Origin of the sequence: Marinomonas alcarazii, assembly GCF_003208215.1 — a bacterium.
GTDB lineage: Bacteria > Pseudomonadota > Gammaproteobacteria > Pseudomonadales > Marinomonadaceae > Marinomonas > Marinomonas alcarazii.
The window spans coordinates 977,612-1,002,637 of the sequence record NZ_QKLW01000001.1; the positions used below are offsets into that span (position 1 = coordinate 977,612).

28 protein-coding genes are annotated in these 25,026 nt (G+C 41.2%); 19 read left to right on the plus strand and 9 right to left on the minus strand.

The genetic code is table 11. The features are described 5' to 3' along the window. Positions 1-23: 23 nt before the first annotated feature. Both DFP75_RS04370 and DFP75_RS04375 read right to left on the minus strand, forming a co-directional pair. On the minus strand, positions 24-800 hold the full coding sequence (locus tag DFP75_RS04370) for a TatD family hydrolase (protein WP_110572570.1): 777 nt from the start codon (positions 798-800) through the stop codon (positions 24-26). Next, on the minus strand, positions 797-1,981 hold the full coding sequence (locus DFP75_RS04375) for an EAL and HDOD domain-containing protein (protein WP_110572572.1): 1,185 nt from the start codon (positions 1,979-1,981) through the stop codon (positions 797-799). Before DFP75_RS04375 ends, DFP75_RS04370 begins: the two co-directional genes overlap by 4 nt. A 113-nt stretch (positions 1,982-2,094) precedes the next feature. Here DFP75_RS04375 and DFP75_RS04380 point away from each other — a divergent pair, with 113 nt between their 5' ends. The 6 genes from DFP75_RS04380 (at position 2,095) to DFP75_RS04405 (ending at position 6,704) form a co-directional block, all read left to right on the plus strand. Beyond that, positions 2,095-3,030: a chemotaxis protein CheV gene (locus DFP75_RS04380; protein ID WP_110572574.1), complete on the plus strand. Its 936-nt coding sequence runs from the start codon at positions 2,095-2,097 to the stop codon at positions 3,028-3,030. A 118-nt stretch (positions 3,031-3,148) separates the two neighbouring features. Then, positions 3,149-3,952: a sulfite exporter TauE/SafE family protein gene (locus DFP75_RS04385; protein ID WP_110572576.1), complete on the plus strand. Its 804-nt coding sequence runs from the start codon at positions 3,149-3,151 to the stop codon at positions 3,950-3,952. Positions 3,953-4,081: 129 nt separating this feature from the next. After that, on the plus strand, positions 4,082-5,074 hold the full coding sequence (gene hemH / locus DFP75_RS04390; RefSeq protein WP_110572578.1) for a ferrochelatase: 993 nt from the start codon (positions 4,082-4,084) through the stop codon (positions 5,072-5,074). Position 5,075: 1 nt separating this feature from the next. Beyond that, positions 5,076-5,828, plus strand: a complete 753-nt coding sequence (locus tag DFP75_RS04395) for an HAD family hydrolase (RefSeq protein ID WP_110572580.1) — start codon at positions 5,076-5,078, stop codon at positions 5,826-5,828. Further along, on the plus strand, positions 5,825-6,193 hold the full coding sequence (locus DFP75_RS04400; RefSeq protein ID WP_245926963.1) for a hypothetical protein: 369 nt from the start codon (positions 5,825-5,827) through the stop codon (positions 6,191-6,193). Before DFP75_RS04395 ends, DFP75_RS04400 begins: the two co-directional genes overlap by 4 nt. Positions 6,194-6,197: 4 nt before the next feature. After that, complete coding sequence (locus DFP75_RS04405; RefSeq protein ID WP_110572584.1) at positions 6,198-6,704, plus strand: DNA topoisomerase family protein; 507 nt, start codon at positions 6,198-6,200, stop codon at positions 6,702-6,704. A 9-nt stretch (positions 6,705-6,713) separates the two neighbouring features. Here DFP75_RS04405 and DFP75_RS04410 read toward each other — a convergent pair whose 3' ends face one another. Further along, positions 6,714-7,598: a TIGR01777 family oxidoreductase gene (locus DFP75_RS04410; protein ID WP_110572586.1), complete on the minus strand. Its 885-nt coding sequence runs from the start codon at positions 7,596-7,598 to the stop codon at positions 6,714-6,716. Positions 7,599-7,763: 165 nt separating this feature from the next. Between DFP75_RS04410 and DFP75_RS04415 the strand changes: the two genes are divergently transcribed. From DFP75_RS04415 to DFP75_RS04445, 7 genes are read left to right on the plus strand one after another with little or no spacing between them, the layout of a single operon-like run. Then, positions 7,764-8,171 carry a sirohydrochlorin chelatase gene (locus DFP75_RS04415; RefSeq protein ID WP_110572588.1) on the plus strand — a complete coding sequence of 136 codons (408 nt, stop codon included), beginning with the start codon at positions 7,764-7,766 and terminating at the stop codon, positions 8,169-8,171. 39 nt (positions 8,172-8,210) lie between these two features. After that, complete coding sequence (locus tag DFP75_RS04420; RefSeq protein ID WP_110572590.1) at positions 8,211-9,602, plus strand: Wadjet anti-phage system protein JetA family protein; 1,392 nt, start codon at positions 8,211-8,213, stop codon at positions 9,600-9,602. After that, positions 9,602-10,249 carry a DUF4194 domain-containing protein gene (locus tag DFP75_RS04425; protein ID WP_110572591.1) on the plus strand — a complete coding sequence of 216 codons (648 nt, stop codon included), beginning with the start codon at positions 9,602-9,604 and terminating at the stop codon, positions 10,247-10,249. Before DFP75_RS04420 ends, DFP75_RS04425 begins: the two co-directional genes overlap by 1 nt. A 9-nt stretch (positions 10,250-10,258) precedes the next feature. Beyond that, positions 10,259-13,675 (plus strand): SbcC/MukB-like Walker B domain-containing protein, encoded by a 3,417-nt coding sequence (locus DFP75_RS04430; protein ID WP_110572593.1) that lies wholly within the window; start codon positions 10,259-10,261, stop codon positions 13,673-13,675. Positions 13,676-13,686: 11 nt separating this feature from the next. After that, positions 13,687-13,992: a BolA family protein gene (locus DFP75_RS04435; protein WP_110572595.1), complete on the plus strand. Its 306-nt coding sequence runs from the start codon at positions 13,687-13,689 to the stop codon at positions 13,990-13,992. 25 nt (positions 13,993-14,017) lie between these two features. Continuing rightward, entirely contained in the window at positions 14,018-14,320 is a 303-nt protein-coding gene (locus DFP75_RS04440) for an STAS domain-containing protein (RefSeq protein ID WP_110572597.1), read from the plus strand. 9 nt (positions 14,321-14,329) lie between these two features. Further along, on the plus strand, positions 14,330-15,481 hold the full coding sequence (locus tag DFP75_RS04445) for a fused response regulator/phosphatase (protein WP_110572599.1): 1,152 nt from the start codon (positions 14,330-14,332) through the stop codon (positions 15,479-15,481). Positions 15,482-15,504: 23 nt separating this feature from the next. Here DFP75_RS04445 and DFP75_RS04450 read toward each other — a convergent pair whose 3' ends face one another. Continuing rightward, entirely contained in the window at positions 15,505-16,143 is a 639-nt protein-coding gene (locus DFP75_RS04450; protein ID WP_110572601.1) for a UPF0149 family protein, read from the minus strand. A gap of 96 nt (positions 16,144-16,239) precedes the next feature. On the opposite strand from DFP75_RS04450, the gene DFP75_RS04455 reads away from it, so the two are divergent. From DFP75_RS04455 to DFP75_RS04470, 4 genes are all read left to right on the plus strand, one after another. Then, entirely contained in the window at positions 16,240-17,997 is a 1,758-nt protein-coding gene (locus DFP75_RS04455) for a RecQ family ATP-dependent DNA helicase (protein ID WP_110572603.1), read from the plus strand. Then, entirely contained in the window at positions 17,997-18,521 is a 525-nt protein-coding gene (locus DFP75_RS04460; protein WP_110572605.1) for a SprT family zinc-dependent metalloprotease, read from the plus strand. The genes DFP75_RS04455 and DFP75_RS04460 overlap by 1 nt, the downstream gene beginning before the upstream one ends. A gap of 120 nt (positions 18,522-18,641) precedes the next feature. After that, entirely contained in the window at positions 18,642-19,481 is an 840-nt protein-coding gene (gene ttcA / locus DFP75_RS04465) for a tRNA 2-thiocytidine(32) synthetase TtcA (protein WP_110572607.1), read from the plus strand. Positions 19,482-19,491: 10 nt separating this feature from the next. Continuing rightward, positions 19,492-20,058, plus strand: coding sequence for a YfaZ family outer membrane protein (locus DFP75_RS04470; protein WP_110572609.1), 567 nt, complete (start codon positions 19,492-19,494; stop codon positions 20,056-20,058). Positions 20,059-20,143: 85 nt separating this feature from the next. On the opposite strand, the gene DFP75_RS04475 is transcribed toward DFP75_RS04470, so the two are convergent. Genes DFP75_RS04475 through hemN form a run of 3 tightly spaced genes read right to left on the minus strand, consistent with a single transcriptional unit; the run spans position 20,144 to position 22,867 of the window. Further along, positions 20,144-20,686, minus strand: a complete 543-nt coding sequence (locus tag DFP75_RS04475; RefSeq protein WP_110572611.1) for an adenine phosphoribosyltransferase — start codon at positions 20,684-20,686, stop codon at positions 20,144-20,146. 24 nt (positions 20,687-20,710) lie between these two features. Then, entirely contained in the window at positions 20,711-21,472 is a 762-nt protein-coding gene (gene fnr / locus DFP75_RS04480) for a fumarate/nitrate reduction transcriptional regulator Fnr (protein ID WP_110572613.1), read from the minus strand. Between the two features lie 21 nt (positions 21,473-21,493). Beyond that, on the minus strand, positions 21,494-22,867 hold the full coding sequence (gene hemN, locus DFP75_RS04485) for an oxygen-independent coproporphyrinogen III oxidase (protein ID WP_342767494.1): 1,374 nt from the start codon (positions 22,865-22,867) through the stop codon (positions 21,494-21,496). A gap of 179 nt (positions 22,868-23,046) precedes the next feature. Here hemN and DFP75_RS04490 point away from each other — a divergent pair, with 179 nt between their 5' ends. Together DFP75_RS04490 and tusA are read left to right on the plus strand one after the other, a co-directional pair. Beyond that, positions 23,047-23,631 (plus strand): alpha/beta family hydrolase, encoded by a 585-nt coding sequence (locus DFP75_RS04490; RefSeq protein ID WP_245926964.1) that lies wholly within the window; start codon positions 23,047-23,049, stop codon positions 23,629-23,631. 15 nt (positions 23,632-23,646) lie between these two features. Further along, complete coding sequence (tusA, locus tag DFP75_RS04495) at positions 23,647-23,880, plus strand: sulfurtransferase TusA (protein WP_110572620.1); 234 nt, start codon at positions 23,647-23,649, stop codon at positions 23,878-23,880. A gap of 67 nt (positions 23,881-23,947) precedes the next feature. Here tusA and DFP75_RS04500 read toward each other — a convergent pair whose 3' ends face one another. Continuing rightward, entirely contained in the window at positions 23,948-24,541 is a 594-nt protein-coding gene (locus tag DFP75_RS04500; protein ID WP_110572622.1) for a CBS domain-containing protein, read from the minus strand. A gap of 43 nt (positions 24,542-24,584) precedes the next feature. After that, positions 24,585-24,890 carry a hypothetical protein gene (locus tag DFP75_RS04505; RefSeq protein WP_110572624.1) on the minus strand — a complete coding sequence of 102 codons (306 nt, stop codon included), beginning with the start codon at positions 24,888-24,890 and terminating at the stop codon, positions 24,585-24,587. Between the last annotated feature and the right edge of the window lie 136 nt (positions 24,891-25,026).

A 25,026-nucleotide genomic window follows, 5' to 3' on the forward strand; every position in this document is an offset into this window, starting at 1 on the left:
GAGGCGCTAGAGCCTCTATAAAACTATACGCGAATACCAAAAACCCGCTCCGTATTGGCTAGGGTTATTCCGACTAATTCTTCAACCGAAATATCTTTTAGTCTTGCAACTTCCTCCGCTACCCAAGGCAAAAATTTGGGATGATTCCTTTTTGGCCGCGGACGAATGTTGCGAGGCAACAAATAAGGAGCGTCTGTTTCTAAAAGCAACCTATCTAAAGGAATATGTGGAATGGAGGCTTGTAAATCTGCACCTCGACGTTCATCGCACACCCAGCCAGTAATGCCAATGGACAAGCCCAGCGCTAAATAGCGATCTAATTCTTCACGACTGCCTGTAAAGCAATGGATAACAGATTTCTGAGCCAAGCTAGGTGACTTTGACAGTATTTCAACCATTTCGTGATGAGCATCTCGCTCATGAAGGTAGAGAGGCAGGTTAAATTCACTCGCCAACTCAATTTGCTCACCAAACGCATAGCGCTGTTGTTCAGGCGTCGAGTAATTACGGTTGAAATCCAGACCGGCTTCACCAATCGCAACTGGTTTTGCCTTGTTGATGAGACAAGAAAGCTCCGATTGACTTTGGGTATTCCAAGTTTTCGCCTGATGGGGGTGGCAGCCTAACGTATTCCATATCACAGAATGTTTAGCGCTCAATGCTTGAACAAGCTGACTTTCTTCCAAATCCGAAGCGATGCAAATCATACCTTTCACACTGGCTTGCTGCATATCTGCAATGGTTTTCTCTAGGTCATCCATAAAGTATGAATGGTTAATATTTACTCCAATATCAATCAAAATGCCCCCATTTCTCTCGCATCTTTTAAGCTCTTCACATATAACTCCCTAAGAGTCTCTTGTGTTATTTCTTGATTAGCCAAGTGCTCAAATGGGATTTTTGACCACTGACCAGCCTCATAGGCTTTGACGATTTTCAATACACTACCTAGGTTGCCTTTTAAATCCAGCAATGCGATCTTAATATTATCTTCTAGAGGGAGATCTTTAAGTAATACCCCTAACTCTTCATCTAAGAAGCTAGGCAAATAGGAAAAAAGCCCTACTAAAAAAGCCCCATCTAATTTGGGAAATAACAGCGCAGAGACGTTACTGCAAAAACAGGCCCTAGAAAGTGCCATGGTAAATAGACAAGCTGGCTTTCCGCTGACACTTCCCAGCATGACAAGACTAACCCATTTGATTAAGTCTCTTATGCCAATAATTTCAATAGCTCGTTGAGCATTTGAGACATTAAAGTGGCTACGATACATAACAGAGTGAGTCAGTTTAATAATTCGGTAAGTAAGCGTTGGATCACGCTCAATGCATTCCGCCAGCCTTTTCAGTGAAATCTCAGGCTTTTTCAACTCTACCAATAGGTCTATCAAAATAGCCTGATAAGCCAATATTCGTTTGCCTTTAACGGACGTCATTTTGTGTATGAAGTCTCCGCTAAACTGGCCCATTGGGAACCTGTCCTGTAAAACAGAATACTGTTCTGCTGTTTCTACTCGATTGATCCAAACTGTTTTCAGCTCCAAAAGCGGTGCATCTAGACGGGCTATCACCTCATCAATCGGCATTCGGCTTAATGAGAAATGTACATGCGTGAATATATTAAAGAACTCTACTGAAAAGTCTGAGGGAGAGGGGTTGGAGATACCCAATACATGGCCTTGTAAACGTAAATCTGACAGAATCTCAAGATTGGCCTGCGTTAATTCAGTCGCTTCTAAAAAAAACACTGCATGAATGTTATTTTGTAATGGTAAAACCTGAAGTTCGTCTAAACTAGTCTTTATATAGATGGTTTTTTGTTGCGTTATTTCGGTAATATTAACATCGACAAACAAGGAACTTAAAAACAATGAATCGTGAGTATCTGTAGAGGTTTTGGGGTGCAGTATATAATACGCAACAGTAGCCGAAGCTTGATTTACAACTGCTTTACGGCAGAAAAGTATGTCGTTATTACTCATTGCACATCCTTGAAAGAAGAGTTATCGCAAAAAAAATACTGTAACCATCAGCTGAATACAATATCATGGTTAAATTGATTAACGCCTAAAAATTAAAATGTTTGGAGTAAAATATGGCAAGCATGCTAGACGCTGTAGACCAAAGAACCAAGTTAGTAGGTGAAAACCGCTTGGAACTGCTCATGTTTCGCCTTGGCGGAATGCAAATGTTTGCAATAAACGTTTTTAAGGTTCAGGAAGTCGTTATGCTTCCAAAACTGAACTTAATGCCGCATCGACATCCTTCTGTAGCGGGCGTTACGCATTTTCGTGGTAGAACCGTTCCAGTAATCGATTTGTCAGAATCGATCGGTATGAAACCAATCGATCGAACTCAACCCTGTAATTTGATTGTCACGGAATACAACAATACCGTTCAAGGTTTCATGGTGGGTGAAGTAGACCGCATCATCAACATGAACTGGAATGAAATTTTACCACCACCAGATGGCACAGGACGACAACACTATTTAACCGCGATCACTAGAGTGAACGATCGAATAGTAGAAATTATTGACGTTGAAAAAGTGTTGGCTGAGATCTCTCCTTATGACAGCACCGTTAGCGACCATGTTATTGATAAAGATTTGCTAACTTTGGCCAAAGGTTTAGAAGTATTGGTTGTGGACGATTCTTCTGTGGGTTTGGCTCAGTGTCGTTCGACATTGGATTTCATGGGGATCAAGGTTCATGAAGCGACCGATGGAAAGCGCGGACTTGAAAAACTGAAAAAATGGGCAGATGAAGGGGAAAATGTTCCAGAGAAATTGCTCATGATGATCACCGACGCCGAAATGCCAGAAATGGATGGTTATCGTCTAACTCGTGAAGTTCGAGAAGATCCTCGCCTTAAGGACCTTCACATTGTTCTTCATACTTCGTTAAGCGGTAGCTTCAACAAAGCTATGGTACAAAAAGTTGGCTGTGATGATTTTCTGTCTAAGTTCCAACCAGATAAATTGGCAACCTTGATTCAAGACAGAATTCGAAGCGTCGTTACTCAGGAATAATTACTAAATTGACGGTTTAACTATCAATCTTAGTAAATTAAATTGATCCAACAATGAAGCGGACTCATGTCTGCTTTTTTGTTGGTTTTCACCATGGCTAGGAAGGGTGTTTTATCTTATGCCAACCATAGAAATGATTTTACTGTTGCTCTTTATCGGAGCGACATCTGGTTCTCTTGCCGCCTTAATTTCTATCGCTCCCACTCTTATTGCTATTCCAGCACTCTATTTCTTTTTGCCTATCTTTGGGTATTCATTAAATGAGTTCATCTTACCAGCAGTAGCGACTTGTATAGCTGCGTTTATACCGACACATCTTTTTGCTTGGATAAACGCAATGAAGCAAGGTGACGTGGATTCAGACAACCTAATTCGCTTTTCACCTGGAATAGCATTAGGCGGCGTTATTGGCGCTCAACTGCTCTCGATAATCAGCTTCGATGTATTCAGAATCTGCTTTAGTATGCTGGTGGTTATCACAATTATCGGCATGACGTTTCGCTCATCACTGACAAAAATAAAAACCATTCCTATGACCAAAAGCGCCGCATTACCAATAGGTTTAATTATTGGCACCTCATCCGTCATCTCTGGACATTGTGGCAATGTGCTCGCGTACGTTTTAGAGAAGGTGAACACGACGAATAAGAAGTTGAGCGCGGGGACGATCAGTGGTTTTGCTGTTTTTGCGTCCATTGCCGCACTGATGGGTTTTATTTTTCCTGCAAAAGCGTTTGAGAGCATGGAGCTATCAGGTTTTGCCGGAGCCATTCATATTCCCTCTATGTTAATACTAGGAATGACCCATTTTATCTTCTACTTACTCTGCCGTGGTCGCGGAAATGACCTTGATAAAAAAGTGCTTTCTATTGGCTTTATTGTCTTTCTCGCTTGTTCATTAATTCGCTTATGGGTTGGTTGACCCAACAACATCAAGCAATGACAACATGGTGAAAGTAAAGAATCGCGTGCAGTAAAACTTGGTATTTCCATTATTGCCCCAATTTAATGGGTTTATAATAAACCTGAGATCAAAATCAAAAGGTATCACATGCATAACTATAGTAATTACGGTGTTTTGATGATGAATCTGGGAACCCCAGATGGGTCTGAGGCATCCGATGTTCGCCGCTACCTTAGAGAGTTTCTATCAGACTCGCGAGTAGTCGACGTCAATCCTTTAATTTGGCAGCCGCTACTCAACCTTGTCATCTTACCTTTTCGCTCGCCTAAAGTGGCAAAAGTCTACCAACAAGTTTGGATGGATGAAGGGTCGCCTTTATTGGTATTGAGCAATCGTTTAAAAAACAATGTTAAAAAAGCCTTATCTGACAAGGCAGGGCACACAGTTCCTGTTGAGCTGGCAATGACCTATGGCAATCCAAGCGTTGAGTCCGCTGCAAAAGCCTTAAGAGAACAGGGCGTTAATAACATTATTGTCATCCCTATGTACCCGCAATTTTCGTCGACGACAACCGCTGCGGCCTACGATAGAGTCATGTTATCACTGAAAAAATGCCCACACTGGCCATCTCTTCAGCTTTTGCATGATTATGCTGATCACCCTATGTACATTAAAGCGCTCGCGAACTCCATACGTGATCAATGGGACAAACAAGGCGAAAGACGACATTTGGTTTTATCTTACCATGGCATACCAAAGCGCTACGTGACCAATGGTGACCCTTATGCTCGCCGCTGCGAAAAAACCAGCCAACTGGTTGCTGAAGAATTAGAACTAGGGGATCACGAATGGACACACGTCTATCAGTCCAGATTTGGTCGTGAGGAATGGTTGAAACCTTATGCCGACGCAACATTAAAGGCACTTCCTTCAATGGGCATTAAGAAAATCAATGTCATTAGTCCAGCCTTTTCTATCGACTGCATCGAAACACTTGAAGAGGTTACTCTAGAGCTTGGAGACGAATTCAAAGACAATGGCGGCTTGGCATTTGATTACATTCCAGCGTTGAATGACACACCTGATCACGTGGCGTTATATGTCAATTTAATAGAAAAAAACACACAGCAATGGTCGTAAAATGTCGATAAATAATCACCAGATACAAACAATTGCCTTTGATGCAGACGATACTTTATGGCGAAACGAAGACATTTTCATAAACGCACAGAGTGATTTTATAAGCCTACTTTTGCCATACCATGATGAAGCTTATGTACGCTCGCATTTGGCCGCTGTACAGATTAAAAATTTAGAGCACTTTGGTTATGGCATTAAGGGCTTCACCTTATCTATGATTGAAACGGCCATTGAGTTAACTGAAGGGCGCATTACGGGCACAGAAATTCATCAAATCATAGAACTGGCGAAACGTATGCTGGCGTCCCCAGTGGAATTATTACCAGGCATAAAGAAGGTGCTGTCTGAGTTAAAGGGGCAGTTCAATTTATTCGTCATTACAAAGGGCGACTTGCTCGATCAGGAGAGCAAATTAGCTCGATCGGGTATTGCTGACTACTTTGATGCCATAGAAATTGTCAGTGATAAAAACTCAGAGGCGTACGAACAAATACTCAAACGCCACCAGATTTCAGCAGATAATTTTCTGATGATTGGGAATTCATTAAAATCGGATATTTTACCTGTATTGGATCTTGGCGCCCGCGCCATTCATGTTCCGTATCACAGTACTTGGGAGCACGAAGAAGTCTCCGATGAGACGTTATTGCAGTATCCGCAACTCATCAGCTTAACGAATATTTCACAGTTAATGAGTTGGTTAGGCTTAAAAGATCACAACTCCATAACCAAAAACGATAAGGTGGTATCATGAAGTATTTCAAATTACTGATCGTAACGTTTTTTCTAATATCCACGTCCGTACAAGCGGATGAATCTACGTTCGATAAGGCGAAAGCTGAAACTAAAATATTATGGGATAAAACCAAATCCACTACCTCTGAAGTCATAGATAAAACCGCAGAAAAAGCTTCTGAAATTGGTGAGAGAGCATCAGAGCTTGGAAGAAAGACTTCTGAAGGAGCCAGAGAAACAGGGGCTACTGTTTGGGAAAAAACCAAAGAAGTTGGCAACGCAACGGCCGATGCTGCACGCGCAGGTGCGGCTAAAATTAGGTCATTAGCAGACGGCAAAGAATGCCAAGAAGACAGCGCAACCTGTTACAAGAACAAAGAGTAAAGCAGTGAAGGAAGACGATCGTAACAAAACCACATCCAATAATTGGGAACAAGAGTTCCTAGAGCAGGATGATGCCCATATTACATCGGCAAAAGTACGCTATCGTTGTCCCAAATGTGAAAGCTTATTAGTTTTAAAAAAAGGCGCTAATGGCGAGTTTTGGGGCTGTGAATCCTATCCTAGCTGTGATTACACCGCCAATAATGAACAAGGAAAGCCTGTTAGGGCAAAGCGTTACCTTTGCCCAGCCTGCCAATCCCCATTGCGAAGAAAAGTCTTCAAAGACAACGCTTTTTGGGGATGCTCTAATTACCCAGATTGCAAGGTGACAGTAGAGGATGACAATGGAACGCCATCCAGTACAAAAAAATATCCTTGTCGTGCCTGTGGCCATTACTTAGTGCGTAAAAAGAGCAAAAATGGATACTTTTGGGGCTGCATTACTTACCCAAAATGCACTAACACCCTGAATGATGATAAGGGCTTACCAGTCCTAAAGAAAAAGCGCTAACCGCATTCATCATGAATAGCTTTGGGCGATATTCGTTAATGCATCGTCCACATTGTCAAATTTAAATTCAAACCCTCTTTCCTCAAGCCTTTGCGGAACAATCTTTGCCCCTTCTGTGAGCAAAGACGACATTTCACCTAACATCATCGACAACAACCATTTAGGCGTAGGCAAAAGAGCAGGGCGCTTTAACGAACAAGCATAACTCCTAGCAAAGTTTTTTTGCTCAATATACTGTGGAGCCACCATGTTATAAGCGCCGTCAAAAGTCTCATCTTGCATTGCGTGACAAATAGCTCGTATCACATCGTCTATATGGACCCAAGGAAACCACTGGTTACCGCCGGCAATAGGGCCACCTAGCCCTAACTTGAATGGCAAACGCATTTTTTCTAATGCGCCTCCCTTGCCTAAAACAACACCTAAACGGTAAATCACGACACGAGTTTGTTGGCTTGAAAAGCCATTGGCCGCATCTTCCCATGCCGCACATAGATCATGGGCAAAACCGGACTCAGGCGTCGTGTCTTCATAAAAAGTGGCATATGTTGCCTTTCCATAAAAGCCCACTGCGGACATAGAAATCAGAGTTTTAGGCGGATATTGCAAGGCGTTTTTAATGCTATTCGTTAAAGTGACTCGGCTGTCAAAAAGTTCCTGTTTACGTTTTTTGCTCCAAGGTTTATTGGCAATACCTTCACCCGCCAAATTAATAAACACATCAAATGCCACATCTATGTTTTTTAAATCGTTTACATAGACCTGTTCAACGCGTGAGTCTAGCGTTTGGCTTTTGTTCCTGACAAGCGCGTAAATCTGATGGTCTTCTTGTGATAAGGTGGCAAGCAGTGAGCGACCAATAAATCCTGTCGCACCAGATAGCAAAATTCTCATAAAGCCTGTTCTCGTTATAAGTGAGTAATAAACATACGTACAAAAAAAGAAATAGGATCAATAACTTCCTGATACTTCAGAATAGATTGTATTTCACAAAATATATGCAGAAGATGGTAAGGTTTTTTGTTCTGCACCTTCTTTTTCTGATATAGGATGGCTAAAATGGGGAATCGAGAAACATTAGGTATCAAAATGCTACGCAAAGAATACGATCACATCATACTTCTTGCACACGGAAGCCCTGATCCTCTTTGGAAACAGCCCTTCGAGTCGCTTTACCAGCAAGTATCATTAACTTACGGGAAAAATAACGCGAGTTTAGCCTATATGGAGCTTACCACTCCCTCCTTAGAAGAAGTTATTGCCACATTGGGAGAAGAGGTTAGAACAGTTGCTGTATTGCCACTTTTCTTAGCGGTTGGCCGACATTTAAGACATGATGTCCCTGCACAAATCGCCGCTTTGCAGAGCGATGCCCTGCAGATAGAACTATTACCTCCAATTGGAGAGGATGAGCTAGTAAAGCAAGCTATGCAAACTGTCGTAGCCAATCATTTAGGTAAGGTTTAAACATGGTATTAGTTTTCGATAAGTCAGGGAGCCGAATGAATGCTATTTAGACATTTACCTGATGAAATATTTCAGGCTTTGAGCGGCTCCAACAGAGCATTAATTGAAGCGGTACTGAACGATCTTGCAGATATTTTTTATGATCATGCTGAAGACCCAATAAAAGATAAATCCACTATTATTGAGTCGATAGAAGACACTTTGCACAAGTTAGACACGCTGGCTTGGCATGATGATCAAAAAGAGTCCTTTGACTCACCTAAGACCATCCATGATTACGCCTTAAGAATTTACCATCGTCTGGTGAATACTGGATGGTTAGTGGAAGAGCAGGAACTGTATAGAGTCAGCGTCCTGATGACACCTCAAATCTCCATGTTACTGCGTTCTCTCGTCGAGATTAGCCGACATGGCAAACGCAATTATGGTGCGACTGTACTGAGCATACTCAGTAATTTGGAGTCCGTCGCAAAACACCCTAAAGAGCGTGGGGTAACTTTACGTCAATCAGCTGAAGCATCTCGAGATTTCTCGGCTCACCTGAATCAGATCTTACTTGGGATACGCAGTTTGCAAAGAGAGCTCTTTGCTAGCCGAGACCCTAAAGCGATTGTTGCTGGTTTCTTTGACTTGTTTGTAGAAGGCATCTTGATTGCTGACTATAAAACCATCAAAACGAGCAATAACCCATTCCGTTTTAGACGACAAATACTCGAGTTAACACAAGAGTTTTTGAACAACCCTGAAACCATGGGGCAGGTTGCCCAGTGTTATGTAGATCAACAACTCATTACCATGGCTGAAGCACAAGCCATGGTCGAGAAAGATTGCCGCGACATTATCCAAACCTTTAGCAATATAGAACAACGCCTAGAACGCATTGATGAATATCGATACCGTCTTGAAAAAAGAGCCGCTGATACCGCCCGCTACATGGACAGTTCACGTCCGGGCATGGCGAATAAAGTCGCAGGCGTTATTGCCGATGTCGCAAAATTCGACAAATTGCCAACATTAAAAAATGTTATTGGTGCACGTTTTGTCGGTATGGCGTCAGCCGCACAACCAACAAAACGCAGAGAGCCGCCACCACCTCGCGTAATGACACCATCGGAAGTGTCAGCGGATGCAATAAGATTGCGTGATCAGCAGCGTCGTTTCCACGAAGCTCGACAGGTTACCATTCCTAAGATGCAAAACTATTTGGATAAACAAATAGCGGCTGGTGATAGCAAACATATTTTAGATTTCACTATTGAATCTGTTGAAGATTTTGTTTGCTTCGATCATTTGCGTTATGTCGGATCTCTTGGCGTAAGCGCTAAGAAAATAGAAGAGTCATTTGAAGTACAGTTTACTGACCAGTATGTGGATGTGCATAATTTCGTTGAATGTCGTGAATTTACTGTAGTGCGTAGGAGCAAAGCGTAATGCTTAGAGAATTAAAAAAAGTCGTTGAAGAGTCAGGCAAAGACGCTCAAGAATTCCAACAAACGGCAAACTTTGTGATTGCGAATCAATTTGCTAGCGCCTACAAACATGGCCAACGAAAACATTACTTGTTGCTTGAGTCCTATCAAGACTACTTTGATAACTTATTCGATGCGCTGGGAATGAAGCTTTACATCAACGAGAATGAGCGTCTTGCCGGCGTTTTGCCAATCCAAAAAGAAGCCTTTGTTCGTTTGAAAACAGATGAAACCTTATTCCTATTGGTGCTTCGCCAAATTTACGAAGAGAAAATTGAGAACTTTGAAGTCGATAATGGCTTTGTCGCCACAAACACACACACCATTCTTGACAGATTTGTTCAGCTCGTTAAGCGCGAAATTCCTAACGAAACACGATTCAAAGACATACTGGCTTTATTCAGTCGTCATGGCATTGTCATCCGAGGTAAATCCTACGAAGAAGACAGTAAGAACCAAATGATCAATATAACCCCTGTGGTGAGATTGATTGTGACAGAAGCGTACCTAAGACAATTAGAGTCATTTAATGGTACGGATCCAGATGAAGACGACATCGTGGAATCAGATGCCGAAACAGAAACAACACAAGAAACGACTCAAGACTAGGGCCAAGATATGAAAAAGTTAAATCGCATCGTATTAGTCAATTGGTACCTGCTGGGTGCAGAAGAGATAACTATTCGTGGCAATACTGCCATCATTGGACCAACTGGTTCTGGTAAATCCTCTTTGCTTGATGCTATCCAAACCGTTTTGACGGGTGCAAGCAAGCGACACTTGAATTACAACGCCAGTGCCAATGATGGCAAGGCGAGTGGTCGAAGCATTCGTTCTTATATTTTGGGGATGATCGACTCAGGGCAAGCCAATGCCAAAGCCTTCGGCACCCAACCAAGACAAGACGCAACCAGTTACCTTGCTTTGGTTTTTGAAGATAGCATCACAGGCAAAGAGTCCACTGTTGGGATTACATTGAGTGCGTCATTAGCATCACCGGAAGAGGATGTTCTTGGTCGCTTTGTGCTGTCTAATTTTGGCGCGCGCAAATCTGATTTCATCGATGCAATGGAAGGTAAAAGCTATAAAGCTAAACCCTGGATTGAAGTGCGTGAGAACCTGAAAAAAGTTTGCCTAGATCCATACATTAAATCAGGCAGCGCTTCTGCTACCCAATATATCAACCGCTATTTAGAAGAACTTAGTCCGAGCCCAGATCATTTAGTTACACAGGATAGCTTCCTTAAAAACTTCAAAAACGCGCTTAAGTTTGTTCCCATTGCTTCACCTACACGCTTTGTACAAGACTTCGTCTTGGCAGAAGCGCCTTTACAAGTTGGGGCTTATCAGAAATCACTCAATGAATACCGTCAGCTAGAAGCCAAAACACTTGAAGTTTCTAAACGTATTGATGATTTAAGACTGATTCAACAAGATTGCGAGAAGAAGCATCAGCAAGAGCAAACTGCGATTAACTATCAATGGATCGCAACAGAAGCACGTTTTGATGAGTTGGGCAGTAAGCAAGACGATATACAAGATCAATATGAGCTTCAAAAAGAGCGTGAAGAGGAAATCGAAGAAGAATTAACTACCCAAGCCAGCCTATTAAAACAACTGCAGGGACAGTTGCTTCGTTTCGAACAACAGTATGAACACTCTGACGTTGGTCTAAAACTGCAACAACTAGAGCAAAATAAGAAGCTATTAACACTGCAAGGCCAGCAAGATCAAAAAGCCATCTTACAAGTACGACAGCTGACAGTATTGTTATCGGCACTGAATTCTTTTGAAGACCTTCTATCAAAAGAAACCCTGACGTTGGTAAGTGAGTTTTCAGCATTTAATGGGTTAATTTCAGAAGATGGACGCATCGAAGGTAATCTCAAACCTTTGACTCAGAAACTGGTTGCACTTAATGAGTCTTTAGATAAAGAAAAATCTCAAGTGTTTGCTCAACGTTCTGAGCTTAACCGCACCATTTTGAACTTAAAAGATGAGTGTAAGCAGCTTGAATCAGATGTCTCTTCTTTAAAAGGCGGGGTTAGCCCGCTTTCTCAAAATACAAAACGACTTATTGCGTTATTAAAGGACGCAAATATCACAGCCACACCACTGAGCCATTTAGCGGAAGTCACTGACAGAAAGTGGCAAGACGCTATTGAAGGTTACCTAGGTGCACAACGTGAAGCGTTGATCGTTGAGCCTGAAGAGGCAGAAGAGGCGATTCGTATTTTCCGTGCTCATCGACGACAATTAATGGGGTGTCGTGTTATTGACACCACCCAAACTCGATTGTGGTTAAATCGCGGCGACAATAATTCAGCATTACGCTTTATACGTTGTAACAATGATCACACTCAAGCTTATTTAAACCGTCGCTTGGGTGGAATAAAACCTGTTGATACAGAGCGTGAATTATTGCGTGAAGACAGCGCGATGACAGCCGATGGCATGTTAAAACTTGCCGGTACTATCTCTACCATTCGTTTTGTCCCACACATGATGGTTGGTATCAATACCGAAGGCATGCGTGAATCTCGTGAAAAACAATTAGCTAACCTTAGCGGCGAACTAATGAATTTCCTTAAGGCCGATCAGCGCCTTGAGCAAGCGGATTCCTTGCTTGGTCGTATCATGGCTAACAATCAATTTGATGCTGATACCATAAGCAATGCGAGCCATTCTGTGACTCGATTGACTCAAGAACTTGAGTCAGTTGAAGCCGAAATTATGCAATTGCAAAAGCATGACGATACCGAACTACAAGAACGTATTGAAGAGCTGAAATCTCGTATTGCCAATGTTGAGCTGGATCAGAAAAAACTGGATCGTGAGCGCCAACAGATTGCAGAACAATTTGGTGCATTAAATACCCAAAAAAGTCAGTTAAGCTCAGCGCTATCGGCTCTAGATGAAGAGCGTAATCGCCTGACGTCTAATCCAAAATACGATGCTGAATTCGCCAGTGAGCGTTATGCTTTATTGGAGAGTAGCATGGTAAATGGCGCAGCCATTTATAGAGAAGCCATCAGTCGGGCTGAAAAGGCCAACGAAAAAGCTCGTACTTTCGATCAGAAAGTCCGAAAAGAAGTGGCTGACCATTATGGTAAATACCATCATGCTAACCTTGATAATGACGTTCAACTGGATTACCTAGAATCGAAATTTGAAGAGTTTGAGCATTACGTTTCTTATCAAATCGATGTCCTTAGTGAGACTGAATTAGCCAAATACGCTAAACGTGCGGAATTGGCTCGTCGAGAAGCTGAGGAAACATTCCGATCAGATTATGTCTCTAAACTGAAAGACTCGCTTGATCAAGTCGCACACATTATTCGTGAGCTTAACCACAGCTTAAAACGCCGTCCATTTAACCAAGAGATCTATCAATTCCGCTACTATCCAAATGGCGATATGAAAGACATCTTGGATTTGGTTGAGCGTTTTAGTGCCCAAGATCAAGCAAATGTCGGTGGATTATTTGACCCTCACTTGAATGACGATCCAGATCACGCTCGAGCTATAGCGTCGATTCAGGAATTGATATCAGATGACGAGAAGCAACAAGATCTTGCAGACTACCGTAAGTTTTATAACTTTGAGGTTGATATCTTGGATGCCGACGGCAACAAAAAAACAACGTTGAGCCAGCGCATTCAAACGGGCTCTGGTGGTGAGCACCAGATTCCATTTTACTTGGCCATCGCTGCTGCTTTATCGACTACGTATCGTTTACACGAAACCATGGATGGGGAAATCGTTGGCGGCTTCTCTCTGGCCATGTTCGATGAAGCTTTCAACAAAATTGATATGGTTAAAACGTCAACTTGTATGGGCTTTATGAAGGACATTGGCTTACAAGTTATTGCCGCAGCGCCAGATGATAAACGCGCTGTTATGGCAGCGAATATGGATACTATTATTAGTGTTTGGCGAGAAGGCGGCGCAGTATCCATCGATGTTGCTTATCCGAAAGAAAAGGGTCAAACCCTACTAAATGGCGAAGTAGACTCACTACCGACTCCAGCATAATAGAGAATGACATGCTTATACAAAATCAGATAAATCAACGTATTAACGAAAGCCTAGATGTACAGCATATGACACTCGAAAACGAGAGTCATATGCACAATGTGCCAGAAGGCAGTGAATCGCATTTTAAACTTGTTTTAGTGAGTGATGATTTTGAAGGTAAAAGGCTGGTTCAACGACACCAGCTTATTTACGCTACGCTAAAAGAAGAAATGACGAAAATTCACGCCTTAGCCATGCATCTATACTCAACCAAAGAATGGAATGAGCGCAATGCGCTTGCTCCATCTTCGCCAAAATGCCACGGAGGCGAGTAGATCGCTTGATCCGCTCGATTAGCCAATGAGTATTTCAGTTACTGTTAACGAAGAAGAAAATCTTGTCACCATTCATATTATTGGTAGCTTTGATTTTTCTTTATTTAATGAGTTTCGTGAAGCCTATTCTTCATTACCAAAGACGTATAAAAGCTATGTTGTCGATATGAGTATGGTCGAATATTTAGACAGTGCAGCACTTGGAATGCTACTAAGTATGAGGAATGCAATCGAGCTAGAAAGTGACATTCGATTAGAAGGAGCCAATGACTTCATTAAGAATATTCTTATGATTTCTCGCTTCGATAAACGCTTTGACATTCAATAGGCTAAATAGATGAAATTATTATGCGTAGACAGTGAACCCGTTTATCGCGAAATTATTTCTTTATGTGCAGAAAGCGTCGGCGCTCAGGTCAAGAGTGTAGAGTGCTTTGACGAAGCAATACATGCGTTTTACGACTACGCTCCGGATATTGTCATCTTAGACGTTATTATTAAAGGTGGCAGTGGTATTGATCTCGTTAAAAAAATGAAAGCCATGGCTGGCAATCGCTTCGTACCGATTATATTTCTAGCGTCACAGACATCAGACGCCGTTATGGGAAATTGCTTTAGATGCGGCGCTGATGATTTCATTCCTAAGCCATTCAGTGAAATCTTGTTCAATATTCGATTAAAGACACATATGCGCCACGTCGAATTGATCAAAGAAATGTACCGTAAAAATAAAGCGCTCACCTATTATCAAACCATGATAGAACGAGAACATGAAATGGCGCACCATGTTCTTAACCACATTCAGACACGCAGCGAACGAAACTCCGAATATGTTGCTATTACTCGATTGTCTGCAGCGAGCTTTAATGGCGATTTAGCCCTGGTAAAAACCCGTTCTGATGGAGCTCGTCTAGCATTTGTTGGCGATTTCACCGGACACGGTTTACCCGCATCAATAGGGGCCTTACCTGTCATGCAGGCTTTTTTTGATGCGGTCGATGATTTGCTTGATATCGGTAAGTTAGCCGAAAGAATCAATCGAATTTTAATCAGTGTCTTACCTGATTATATGTTTTGTGCTGGCTATTTGGTGTTGCTGTACCCTAATGGAAAAATCCTATATTGGGGTGGCGGCATGCCTAATGCCTTTATTCGTCGTTCTGGTGGCAAACTCGATCAACTGAGGTCGAACCACATGCCTCTTGGTATTTTACCTGCACGAGAATTTGACGCGGGGCTACAAAGCGATCAACTAGACGAAAGCGATACTCTGGTGATTATGTCTGATGGCGTCTTAGAGTTGAAAAATATCTCTGAAGAAATGCTAGGGAACGATAGAGTAGAGGCCATTATTAATTCTTCTTATGCAGAGAAGAGCTTAATAACAGCGCAAAGGACAGCGGAAAAAAAATTAGCAGAATATCAGGGTGAATCTATTCAATTAGATGATATTACACTTCTTGCTCTTAGAAGAACCTGCTTGAATTAAGCGACAAGCAGGTGCTTTCAGTACTATCTCTTTCCACCTTTCTTTTTGTTTTTATTGCCTTGTTTTGGCTGTGCTTTGGGAAAAGGGCGCTTCTCTGGTTCCGTACGTAGCACTAAAAATAAGTCAGTTACTACTTCTGGTATTTGTGCAATGCAAGAATCAGTCAGTTTTTCACTGTGACGAATTTGAACAACTTCTTCATCATCAAACAGGTCAGACGCGACCATGATTGGCAGTAAAAGCTCCGCTACTACTTCTTCCTTTTCAGACTCAAACCATTGGCTTTCTGTCATGAATACGCCTTCCATAAAACCAGTAGCCCATTCTTGCAGCTCACTTAACTCTTCAGGAGATTGGCCCATTTCTAATTCACAAGGAACCATAAAGCCATCTTCAGATTCTAGCTCTTTTTGAATATCAACAAAAAGGCGAGTTAAGTACTGAGTAATTTGCTTTTCTTGCTTTGGATTTTCAAACTGTGGTGTCTCTTCGAAGATCACCGGTAACCACTGATCTTCCGTTGTTGGTGTAGGACAAATAGCTAATGCCGTCAAAAAGCCATGAGCCATCACAAAGTTCTGACATTCCTCATGAACTTGATCCGATTCCAAAAAATTTTCTAATGTCTCTAGTTCAAGATCATCAAGAGGTTGATGTGCCATGTATATGTTTCCCCAATACAAATTAAGTGTATGATTCTAGCGAAAAGAGAGCGAAAAATCGATGCAGAAAGTAGCGTCTTAAGGGATAATTCCTAAATGAATTTAAAGTCACTCACACTTTCTCGATTAGGTTATTCCGAATATCGCCCATTGCAAGAAAAGGCGATCGATGCCTTATGCGCAGGTCAGGATGTTTTACTAGCCGCACCCACAGGTGGCGGCAAATCCTTAGTTTACCAATCAGCTGGATTAATCAGACAAGGCGTTGCCGTCATTGTTAGTCCGTTGTTGTCTTTAATGTCTCAACAAGTAGATGAGTTAACTAAAAAGGGCATTCGCGCTAAATTTCTAAATTCAACACTAAACCCAGGAGAACAGGACGATTTAATCTGGGCACTACGGCATGAACATATCGACTTACTTTACATATCGCCTGAAAAGTTGGTACAGCCTTCGGTTATCGGTTTTTTACACAGCTTCGACATTTCTTTATTTGCCATTGATGAAGCCCATTGCATTTCTCAATGGGGGAGCTTTTTTAGACCTGAGTACAGCCAATTAGGACAACTTAAGGACTCCTTTCCAGACGTTCCTATCATCGCTTTAACCGGAACCGTCGACAAAGACACAATAAACACCATTCAGACATCACTTAAGTTGAAGGATTGTCAGGTTCTTCGTAGCAGTTTTGATCGATCCAATATAAAGATCCACATCGCTCAAAAACGCAAAGCTAAACAACAGGTTTTGTACTTTTTACATCATGAAGTACCCGGTCAGACTGGCATCATCTATTGTCGGTCAAGAAAGAAGACCGAAGAGATTGCGGATTGGCTCAGTCAATTAGGGCTACCAAGCTTATGTTATCACGCCGCAATGACGGAAGAAGATAAACGAGCTAATCACCATACCTTTACCCACCAACCAGGCACCATCATGGTTGCGACGACGGCCTATGGTATGGGGATTGATATTGCACATGTTCGATTTGTTGTTCACATCGACTTACCCAATAATACTGAGTCATATTTTCAGGAAATAGGCCGCGCGGGAAGAGATGGCAAACCAGCCAAAGCATTACTTTTGTATGGCCTACAGGATATAACCCAAGCTCAACAATTGGCTGCCATGCAACCCTTTTCAGCAGATAAAGAACTTGAAAATATGGGTAAATTCTTTCGGGTTTTGGAAAGTAGGGGCTGTAGAAGACAAAACTTATTGGCACATTTTGATGAACGCTTACCAGCATGCGACAACTGCGACCGATGTCTATCCAATAGATCAGAACAAAATGTGACGATAGCAAGCCAAAAACTGCTTTCTTTAATTTATCATACGAAAGGTGTCCAACCGTTTTCTTTGCTCATCCAGATATTACTTGGCAAAAAAACCAAATCTGTACTGGCAGCTAATGCAGAAACATCTCCGTTATTTGCAAAAGGCAAAGAGCTTACTGAAGTTCAATGGAAAGCGATCATTAGACACCTTATTGCTTTCGATTACATAACACTTGGCACAATATCTGCTTTCACAGTTCACATAAATGAAAAATCCCGGTCCGTGTTAAAAGGCAATACACAAATTATTATTCCAAATGAGCAATACTACCCAACACTTCATGAAGACGATCTTGAGATAGGCAGTGTGAGTTGGCATAAGGTATTAGCTTGGAAATATAGCCATGGTAAAAATACTCTTAGTGAAAATCAGCTAAGATTAATTTGTCGCCATAAGCCAAAATCTATTGCATCTCTTAGCAGACTAACAGGCTTACCAAAAGATCATGTCGTAGATTTTGCAGATACACTATTAAAAATAGTACATGAGATGGATTCATTGGAGGTAAGTCCTTAATGACGTTGCAACTCGAGCTGACAACTCAAGAACACAAAGCAGACGCCTTAAGTCATATCACCCAGAAAGCAAATGAATGCTTTGATAAAGCCGATCAATTTTTTGGCAATAAATTTAAACGCTCAACCTGCAATCTAAAGCAACGAGGTCGAGCGGCGGGCACAGCTCACCTGCAAAAAAACGAATTGCGCTTTAACCTTTTCATGTACCAACAAGATCCAACCGAATTCATTAATACTGTGGTTCCTCATGAAGTGGCTCACCTTATTGTTTTTCAGATTTATGGTCATTCTGTTAGACCTCATGGCAAAGAATGGCAAGCCGTTATGAGAAAGGTATATGGCAACAATCCAAGTAGGACACATACCTTTGAAACACCACCACAAAAACAACCCTACACATATCACTGCGCGTGCCAGAAACATCAATTCAGCAAACAACGTCACACTAGGGCACAAAAGGGGGTTGAATACATTTGTAAGGGTTGTAAGTCAAATTTACAATTTGTAGGTAAAATCACTTAGTGCGTCATAAATTTCCTTTAAAAAGTGATTTATCGTGCACTTTTCCTCTGAGATCTTCATTTTTGATGCGATGCCTTTGTGCTTATAGTATTATGGCGTCGTTTTATTTATAGCGTGTTTATGATGGATTTATCTAATCGACCTAAAGAAAAATTAGAGCTGAATAAGCTCCAAAAACGTCTGCGTAGACAAACGGGCCAAGCCATTGCTGACTTCAATATGATTGAAGATGGCGATAAGGTAATGGTATGTTTATCTGGCGGTAAAGATTCTTACACAATGCTGGAGATTCTTCGCAATCTGCAAGCTAATGCCCCGATAAACTTTAGTATTGTGGCTGTTAATCTAGACCAAAAGCAACCTGGCTTCCCAGAGCATATTTTACCTGCTTACTTAGAAGAGTTAGGTGTTGATTACCACATTTTAGAGCGTGACACCTACAGCATAGTAAAAGAGATTGTGCCTGAAGGGAAAACTACCTGCGGTCTATGTTCACGCTTACGCCGTGGTTCTTTGTATGGGTTTGCTGAAGAAATTGGCGCCACTAAAATAGCACTAGGCCACCATAGAGATGATATTCTTGAAACTTTGTTCTTGAATATGTTCTTTGGCGGCAAGCTAAAATCAATGCCACCTAAATTGTTAAGTGATGATGGTAAGCACGTTGTTATTCGTCCCTTAGCTTATTGCAAAGAAAAAGACATTGAAGCTTTTGCGGTCATGAAAGAGTACCCGATTATTCCTTGCAATTTATGCGGTTCACAAGAGAACCTGCAAAGACAAGTTGTGAAAGACATGCTTCAAAAATGGGAACAAGAATTCCCAGGTAGAACTGAAACTATGTTTTCTGCTATGCAAAATATTGTTCCATCACATCTAGCAGATACAGAATTATTCGACTTCAAAGGGTTAAAGCAAGCACCAGACGCTTTAAACCGAGTAAATATTATTTCGTTATAGGACCTTAAAAATGAATGCTACGTACAAAACACTATTAGTAACCGCAGCCATTTTAGGCACTTCAGCAGTAAATGCTGCCTCTACCGCTGGCGTCAGTTTAACTAACGAGACGGTAAAAGGGGATGTTAACTTTGATATGGGCACATTCGGCGTAGACGCTGGTATTGCTTATGATAAAGATGAGAATTTTACGACTACGCACCTTGGCGTTAATGTTCAAGACGCTGACACCAGCGGCCCATTACAGGTCGGTATTGGCGCTCGTGTATACGGAATCGATGCAGATCTAAAAGATGATAGTGATGTATCTATGGCGCTTGCTTTAGGTGGTTGGTACCGCTACACACTTCCGGAAGCAAACCGAATCAGTATTTATGGCTCGCTTTACTATGCGCCAGAAGTTTTATCCTTCACTAACTTAGATCATATGTACACTTATGAACTTCGTGCAGAGTACATGACTATGCGCAATGCTCGTGCATACATTAGTTATGGAAATACAGTAGCAGTATATGATAACGATAGCCGTATAGAGGCGAACAAAGGTTTTGCTATAGGTGCAATGGTTGATTTCTAATAGAGTTAAAGCTCTTATAGAAAGTAAAAAAGGTGGCATATGCCACCTTTTTTAGTATTAATAACAGCAGTCTAAACGGCAGATATCAATCACCGTCATAAGCACAAAGACTAAACACAGGTATGTTGCTGTCACGTAGCTTTTGACTTCCACCAAGATCTGGCAAATCAATTATTGCCGCCACTTCTTTAATATTCGCACCTTGTGCAGATAATAATTCTATTGCAGCTAATAGCGTCCCACCTGTCGCGATTAAGTCATCAAACAACAAGACTTCATCACCGGCTTTAACCGCGCCTTCTTGTATTTCTAACTCCGCTTCACCGTATTCTAGGGCATATTTTTGTGAAATGGTCTTACCAGGCAGTTTGCCTTTCTTACGAACCAGAATTAATGGTTTTTGTAGCTCATAGGCAAGAACCGCTGCGATAAGAAAACCACGAGCATCAATACAAGCGATATGAGTAATATCAGTAGAAATATAGCGATGCACATAAGCATCTACAACCATTCGCATCCCTTTTGGGTCACTAAAAATGGGAGTAATATCCCGAAAACTGATGCCTTGCTTTGGCCAGTCTTCTACTGTTTGTATTAGTGACTTAACGTAAAAATCATCGTAGAGCATTATGGTATTGCCTCAATATATCAATCAAATTTGACTGATTTTACCACAATCACTGGCAACCCCAACGAGTTTTTGCATTTCTGGGAAATCAACAATTTCAATTTCTTTGCCGTCGACATGAATGAGCTCATTTTTTTGAAAACGGGTGATCACACGACTAACGGTTTCCACTGCTAACCCTAAATAATTTCCGATTTCGCCACGCGACATAGACAAACGGAAAGAGCTAGCAGAATAACCACGTTTTTTAAAACGATTAGAGAGGTTAAGTAAAAAAGAGGCTACTTTTTCATCCGCATTCTTTTTCCCCAGAAGCACCATCATCTGCTGATCATCAGAAATCTTACGGCTCATCACTTTAAAAATTTGGTGCTTTAAAGAGGGGATTTGTGAAGACAACTCTTCAAGGTGGCTAAACGGAATTTCACAAACAGTCGTCGTTTCAAGCGCCTTTGCAGAAACGGGGTAGGTGCCAGAATCAATACCACTTAATCCCACTAGCTCGCTAGGGCAATAGAAGCCTGTAATTTGCTCCTCGCCAACAGAAGTAATATTGAATGTTTTTAATGTGCCTGAACGTACTGCATAAACGGAATCAAAAGACTCACCTTGGCGAAACAAAAAATCTCCCTTTTTGAGTGGTTTTTTGCGCTCAATTATCTGATCTAGTCGATTAATATCTTCATCTGCAAGTGCGATGGGAAGACAAAGTGCGCTCAGACTGCAATTTTGACACTGCGAAGTAAGCGTACTATTAAACCTTGAATGTGTGTGTGTTAATGACATTTCAATCTCCCTGATATTAATTCATATAACTTTTGAGTATTTTACCGTGTTGTTTAAATGCTTATCGAAAACCATACAAATACACCGAATAAGCAATCTTCCACGATCTGTGATCTTAATAGTGGTCTGCATTCCACTAGGATCAAACTCCAACATGCCATCTTGTAACATAGGAGTTAAGCTATCCATTTCTTCAGCAAAGTACTCTTTAAAGTCGATTTTAAACCTTTGCTCAACTAACGTCATATTGAGTTGAAACTGTGATATGAGGGTCATGATGACATAATGACGTATTCTATCATCGCGATCGCTAATATACCCTTTAGCAATAGCTAATTGACCCTTTTCAATACTACTCCGATAATCGGTCAAGTCAGTATAATTTTGAATGTACACGCCATTTAAATCGCTAATGGCAGAAACACCGAATGCAATTAAATCCGTGCCTGCATGCGTTGTATAGCCTTGAAAGTTACGGCGCAACGTTTCTTGCTTTTGGGCAATGGCTAATTCATCACTCGGTTTCGCAAAGTGATCCATACCAATGTACTCGTAACCAGCCTCTAACAAATACTCTATACTCATTTTCAACAAATCAAGCTTCATGCTTGATAAAGGCAAAACGTCATCGGTTATGCGTCTCTGAGCAGGGAAGCGATCAGGCAAATGCGCGTAGTTGAATAAAGAAATTCGCTCTGGAGCCAGCGCAATTACTTGCTCAAGAGTGTTTTTAAAACCGTCAATTGACTGATAGGGCAGACCATAAATTAAATCAAAATTAATCGACTTAATGCCTAATGCCCTTGCGTCATTTACAAGGCTTTCAACCATACTATAGGGTTGTATTCTATGTATCGCTTGCTGAACTTTATGATCAAAATCTTGAACACCAACACTAATCCGATTGATGCCCATTTCAGTCAGCAATTTGATTTTCGAGTAGCTAATTTCTCTAGGATCTATCTCAATACTGTAGTCCTGTGATCCGTCATTAACCAAATTAAAATACTGATTGATATTATCAAACAACACTTTAATTAGGTCTTCCGTTAAAAACGTTGGAGTGCCACCACCAAAATGAAGCTGTGTAACCTTTCGTGAATGATCAAGCATAAGGCTACGTAACCGCATTTCCTCACCTAGTAGTTCAACATATTCCACGCCTTTATCATATTGCTTTGTCACAATCTTGTTGCACGCGCAGTAATAACAGAGGTGTGCGCAAAATGGGATGTGAAAATACAAGCTAAGATCGGCATCCGATGGCGTCAACATCTTATCAATCAGTGCAATTTTGCTGATTGAAGCGTTAAATTGCGGGGCAGTAGGATAAGAGGTATAGCGAGGCCCTGATAAATCATACTTGCTAATAAGTGCGGAGTCCCAGATCATCATTCGTTCCTATTAAAATTTCTAATAGGAATTCTACTCTTTCAAACAAGAGCTTATTCTGACACAGATCAATAGATACCATTCTCAGTGCTCAAATGATTGCTTCAATGTATAGAAAATAATGAATTTGGTTCTAACACATAGATGAATCTGATCTAATAGTCATTTTAAGCGCAATGATCATGAAATCACTTCCAATATACATCGCTCACGGGGCTGGAGCTGGCCATGAAAATAGTTTCTTAACGTGTCTGCGCTGCGCGCTTTCAGACCAAACGAAACAAGTCGTATATCCGGTCACTTTTTCTTATATGGCAGAACAAGAGCGTACAGGTAAAAAAAGACCGCCTCCGCGCTTTCAATCGCTTGTCCCAGAGTTTGAGCAGCTGGTTAAAAACGAAGACGCATGTGTGGTTGCTGGCAAATCGATGGGCGGACGGGTAGCAACGCAAATAACTCACCTGCCAAACGTAAAGGCAGTTATTTGTTTTGGCTTCCCTTTCTATCCCCCTGGCAAGCCTGAAAAGCATAGGCTGTCTTTTCTTGAAGAGTTAAAAAAACCCTGCCTCATCATTCAAGGCACAAGAGATCAACTGGGCTCTTTTGATTGGGTGAGTCAGCAGACATTACCAGATAATATAGAGATTCTATGGATAGAAGGAGCTGATCATGACTTCAAAACCCTCAAGAAGCTCAACAAAAATATAGACGACACCATTTTAGAATTAGCCATGCATGTAAAAACCTGGCTCAAACTTAATACGTAATTAGAGGGGAATATTATGGAACACCAAGCCTTGCTTGATGCAACTGATTTACTTTGCCCAGAACCCGTTATGATGCTACACGCTGAGATGCGTAAATTGACGGCCAAACATGTTCTCAAGGTCATTGCGACAGACCCATCAACAACAAGAGACATCCCGAAATTTTGCCAATTTCTTGGTCACAAGCTAATGAAGCAGGAGCAAGAAGGCGATATTTACTATTACTGGATTGAAAAAAAGGAAAGCTAACTCAAATAATAAAGCCCAGGTCATTATGATCTGGGCTTTATTTGTTCAGTCGGTGAGGTCGATAAAGTTATGCCACTTTTAGCTTTCTTGTGTGCTCTTTATGACCAAGAATCGCACTTTCATAAATCTGTGCAAAACTAGAAAAGCCAACATCAATATCCAGTCTTAACTGACGAGCCACATCATTTGATGATATAACGCCACGAATGGCTTTGGTTTCTTCATCAATTACCAGTAAATGCTGTAGCTTATTATTGCGCTGACTAAACAAAAGAGACTCTATATCAGAGTGCTGCAATGAAGTATAAGACAAAGCAAGGAGCACATCTTTTGATCTCATTAAATCTGCAACCATTAGCTCAGAACGCTTAAAACCATTGGCAACTTGTTTGATAAAAATATCTTCAGACAAATCTTCTAAGCTAACAATACCGACAAAATGATTATCAGCATCAACCACTATTTTCATGCGCACGTGTTCTTTTCTCATCAATTGAACCAACTCATCAGCACGAGTATTGGCTTCAATGACTCTAGGCCCCGCTTTTTGAAAGTCCGTGAACACGGTAACTGCAGGTGAATAGATGTTTATGTTTTCAATAGTTTTAGGCCAAATAAGCTCATTGACGCTTTTTGTAGACACATAAGTTAGTGTTTTCATGATAAATCCCCAATAAAAGACAATTAAATAGAAATAGGGTGAGTTATATCAATGAAAATGGCGGAGCTCGTGGATTAACATTACGAGTAACCTTGGTAGTGGAAACAAAGGTATCGTAAATGTATAAATTGGATGGAATGCCTAGGGCGTTAACATAAGAGTCGCTTAAAAATAAGCAATCTTTATCTGATCCCGTATCTTTGTCAGGTGTTACAACCTCATGACTAACCTGTTCGATAGTCGGTTCTAGCCAACGAAACTGGTTTACTTCTTGAGCATTGGCGCGCTGAGAGATCGTCAGAAGAGACGATACAATCACTGCAATGATCATAAGTAATTGAGTTTTCATTGTAATACCTAGCTTTTGAATTATCTTAACAATATAGGCCTGCTTTAATTTAAATCCCAGCCTTAATTTCAAAATGCCGTGTATTTACACGATCTTATGCATTATCAATACATTGTGATCCTATTGAACAAGCAAT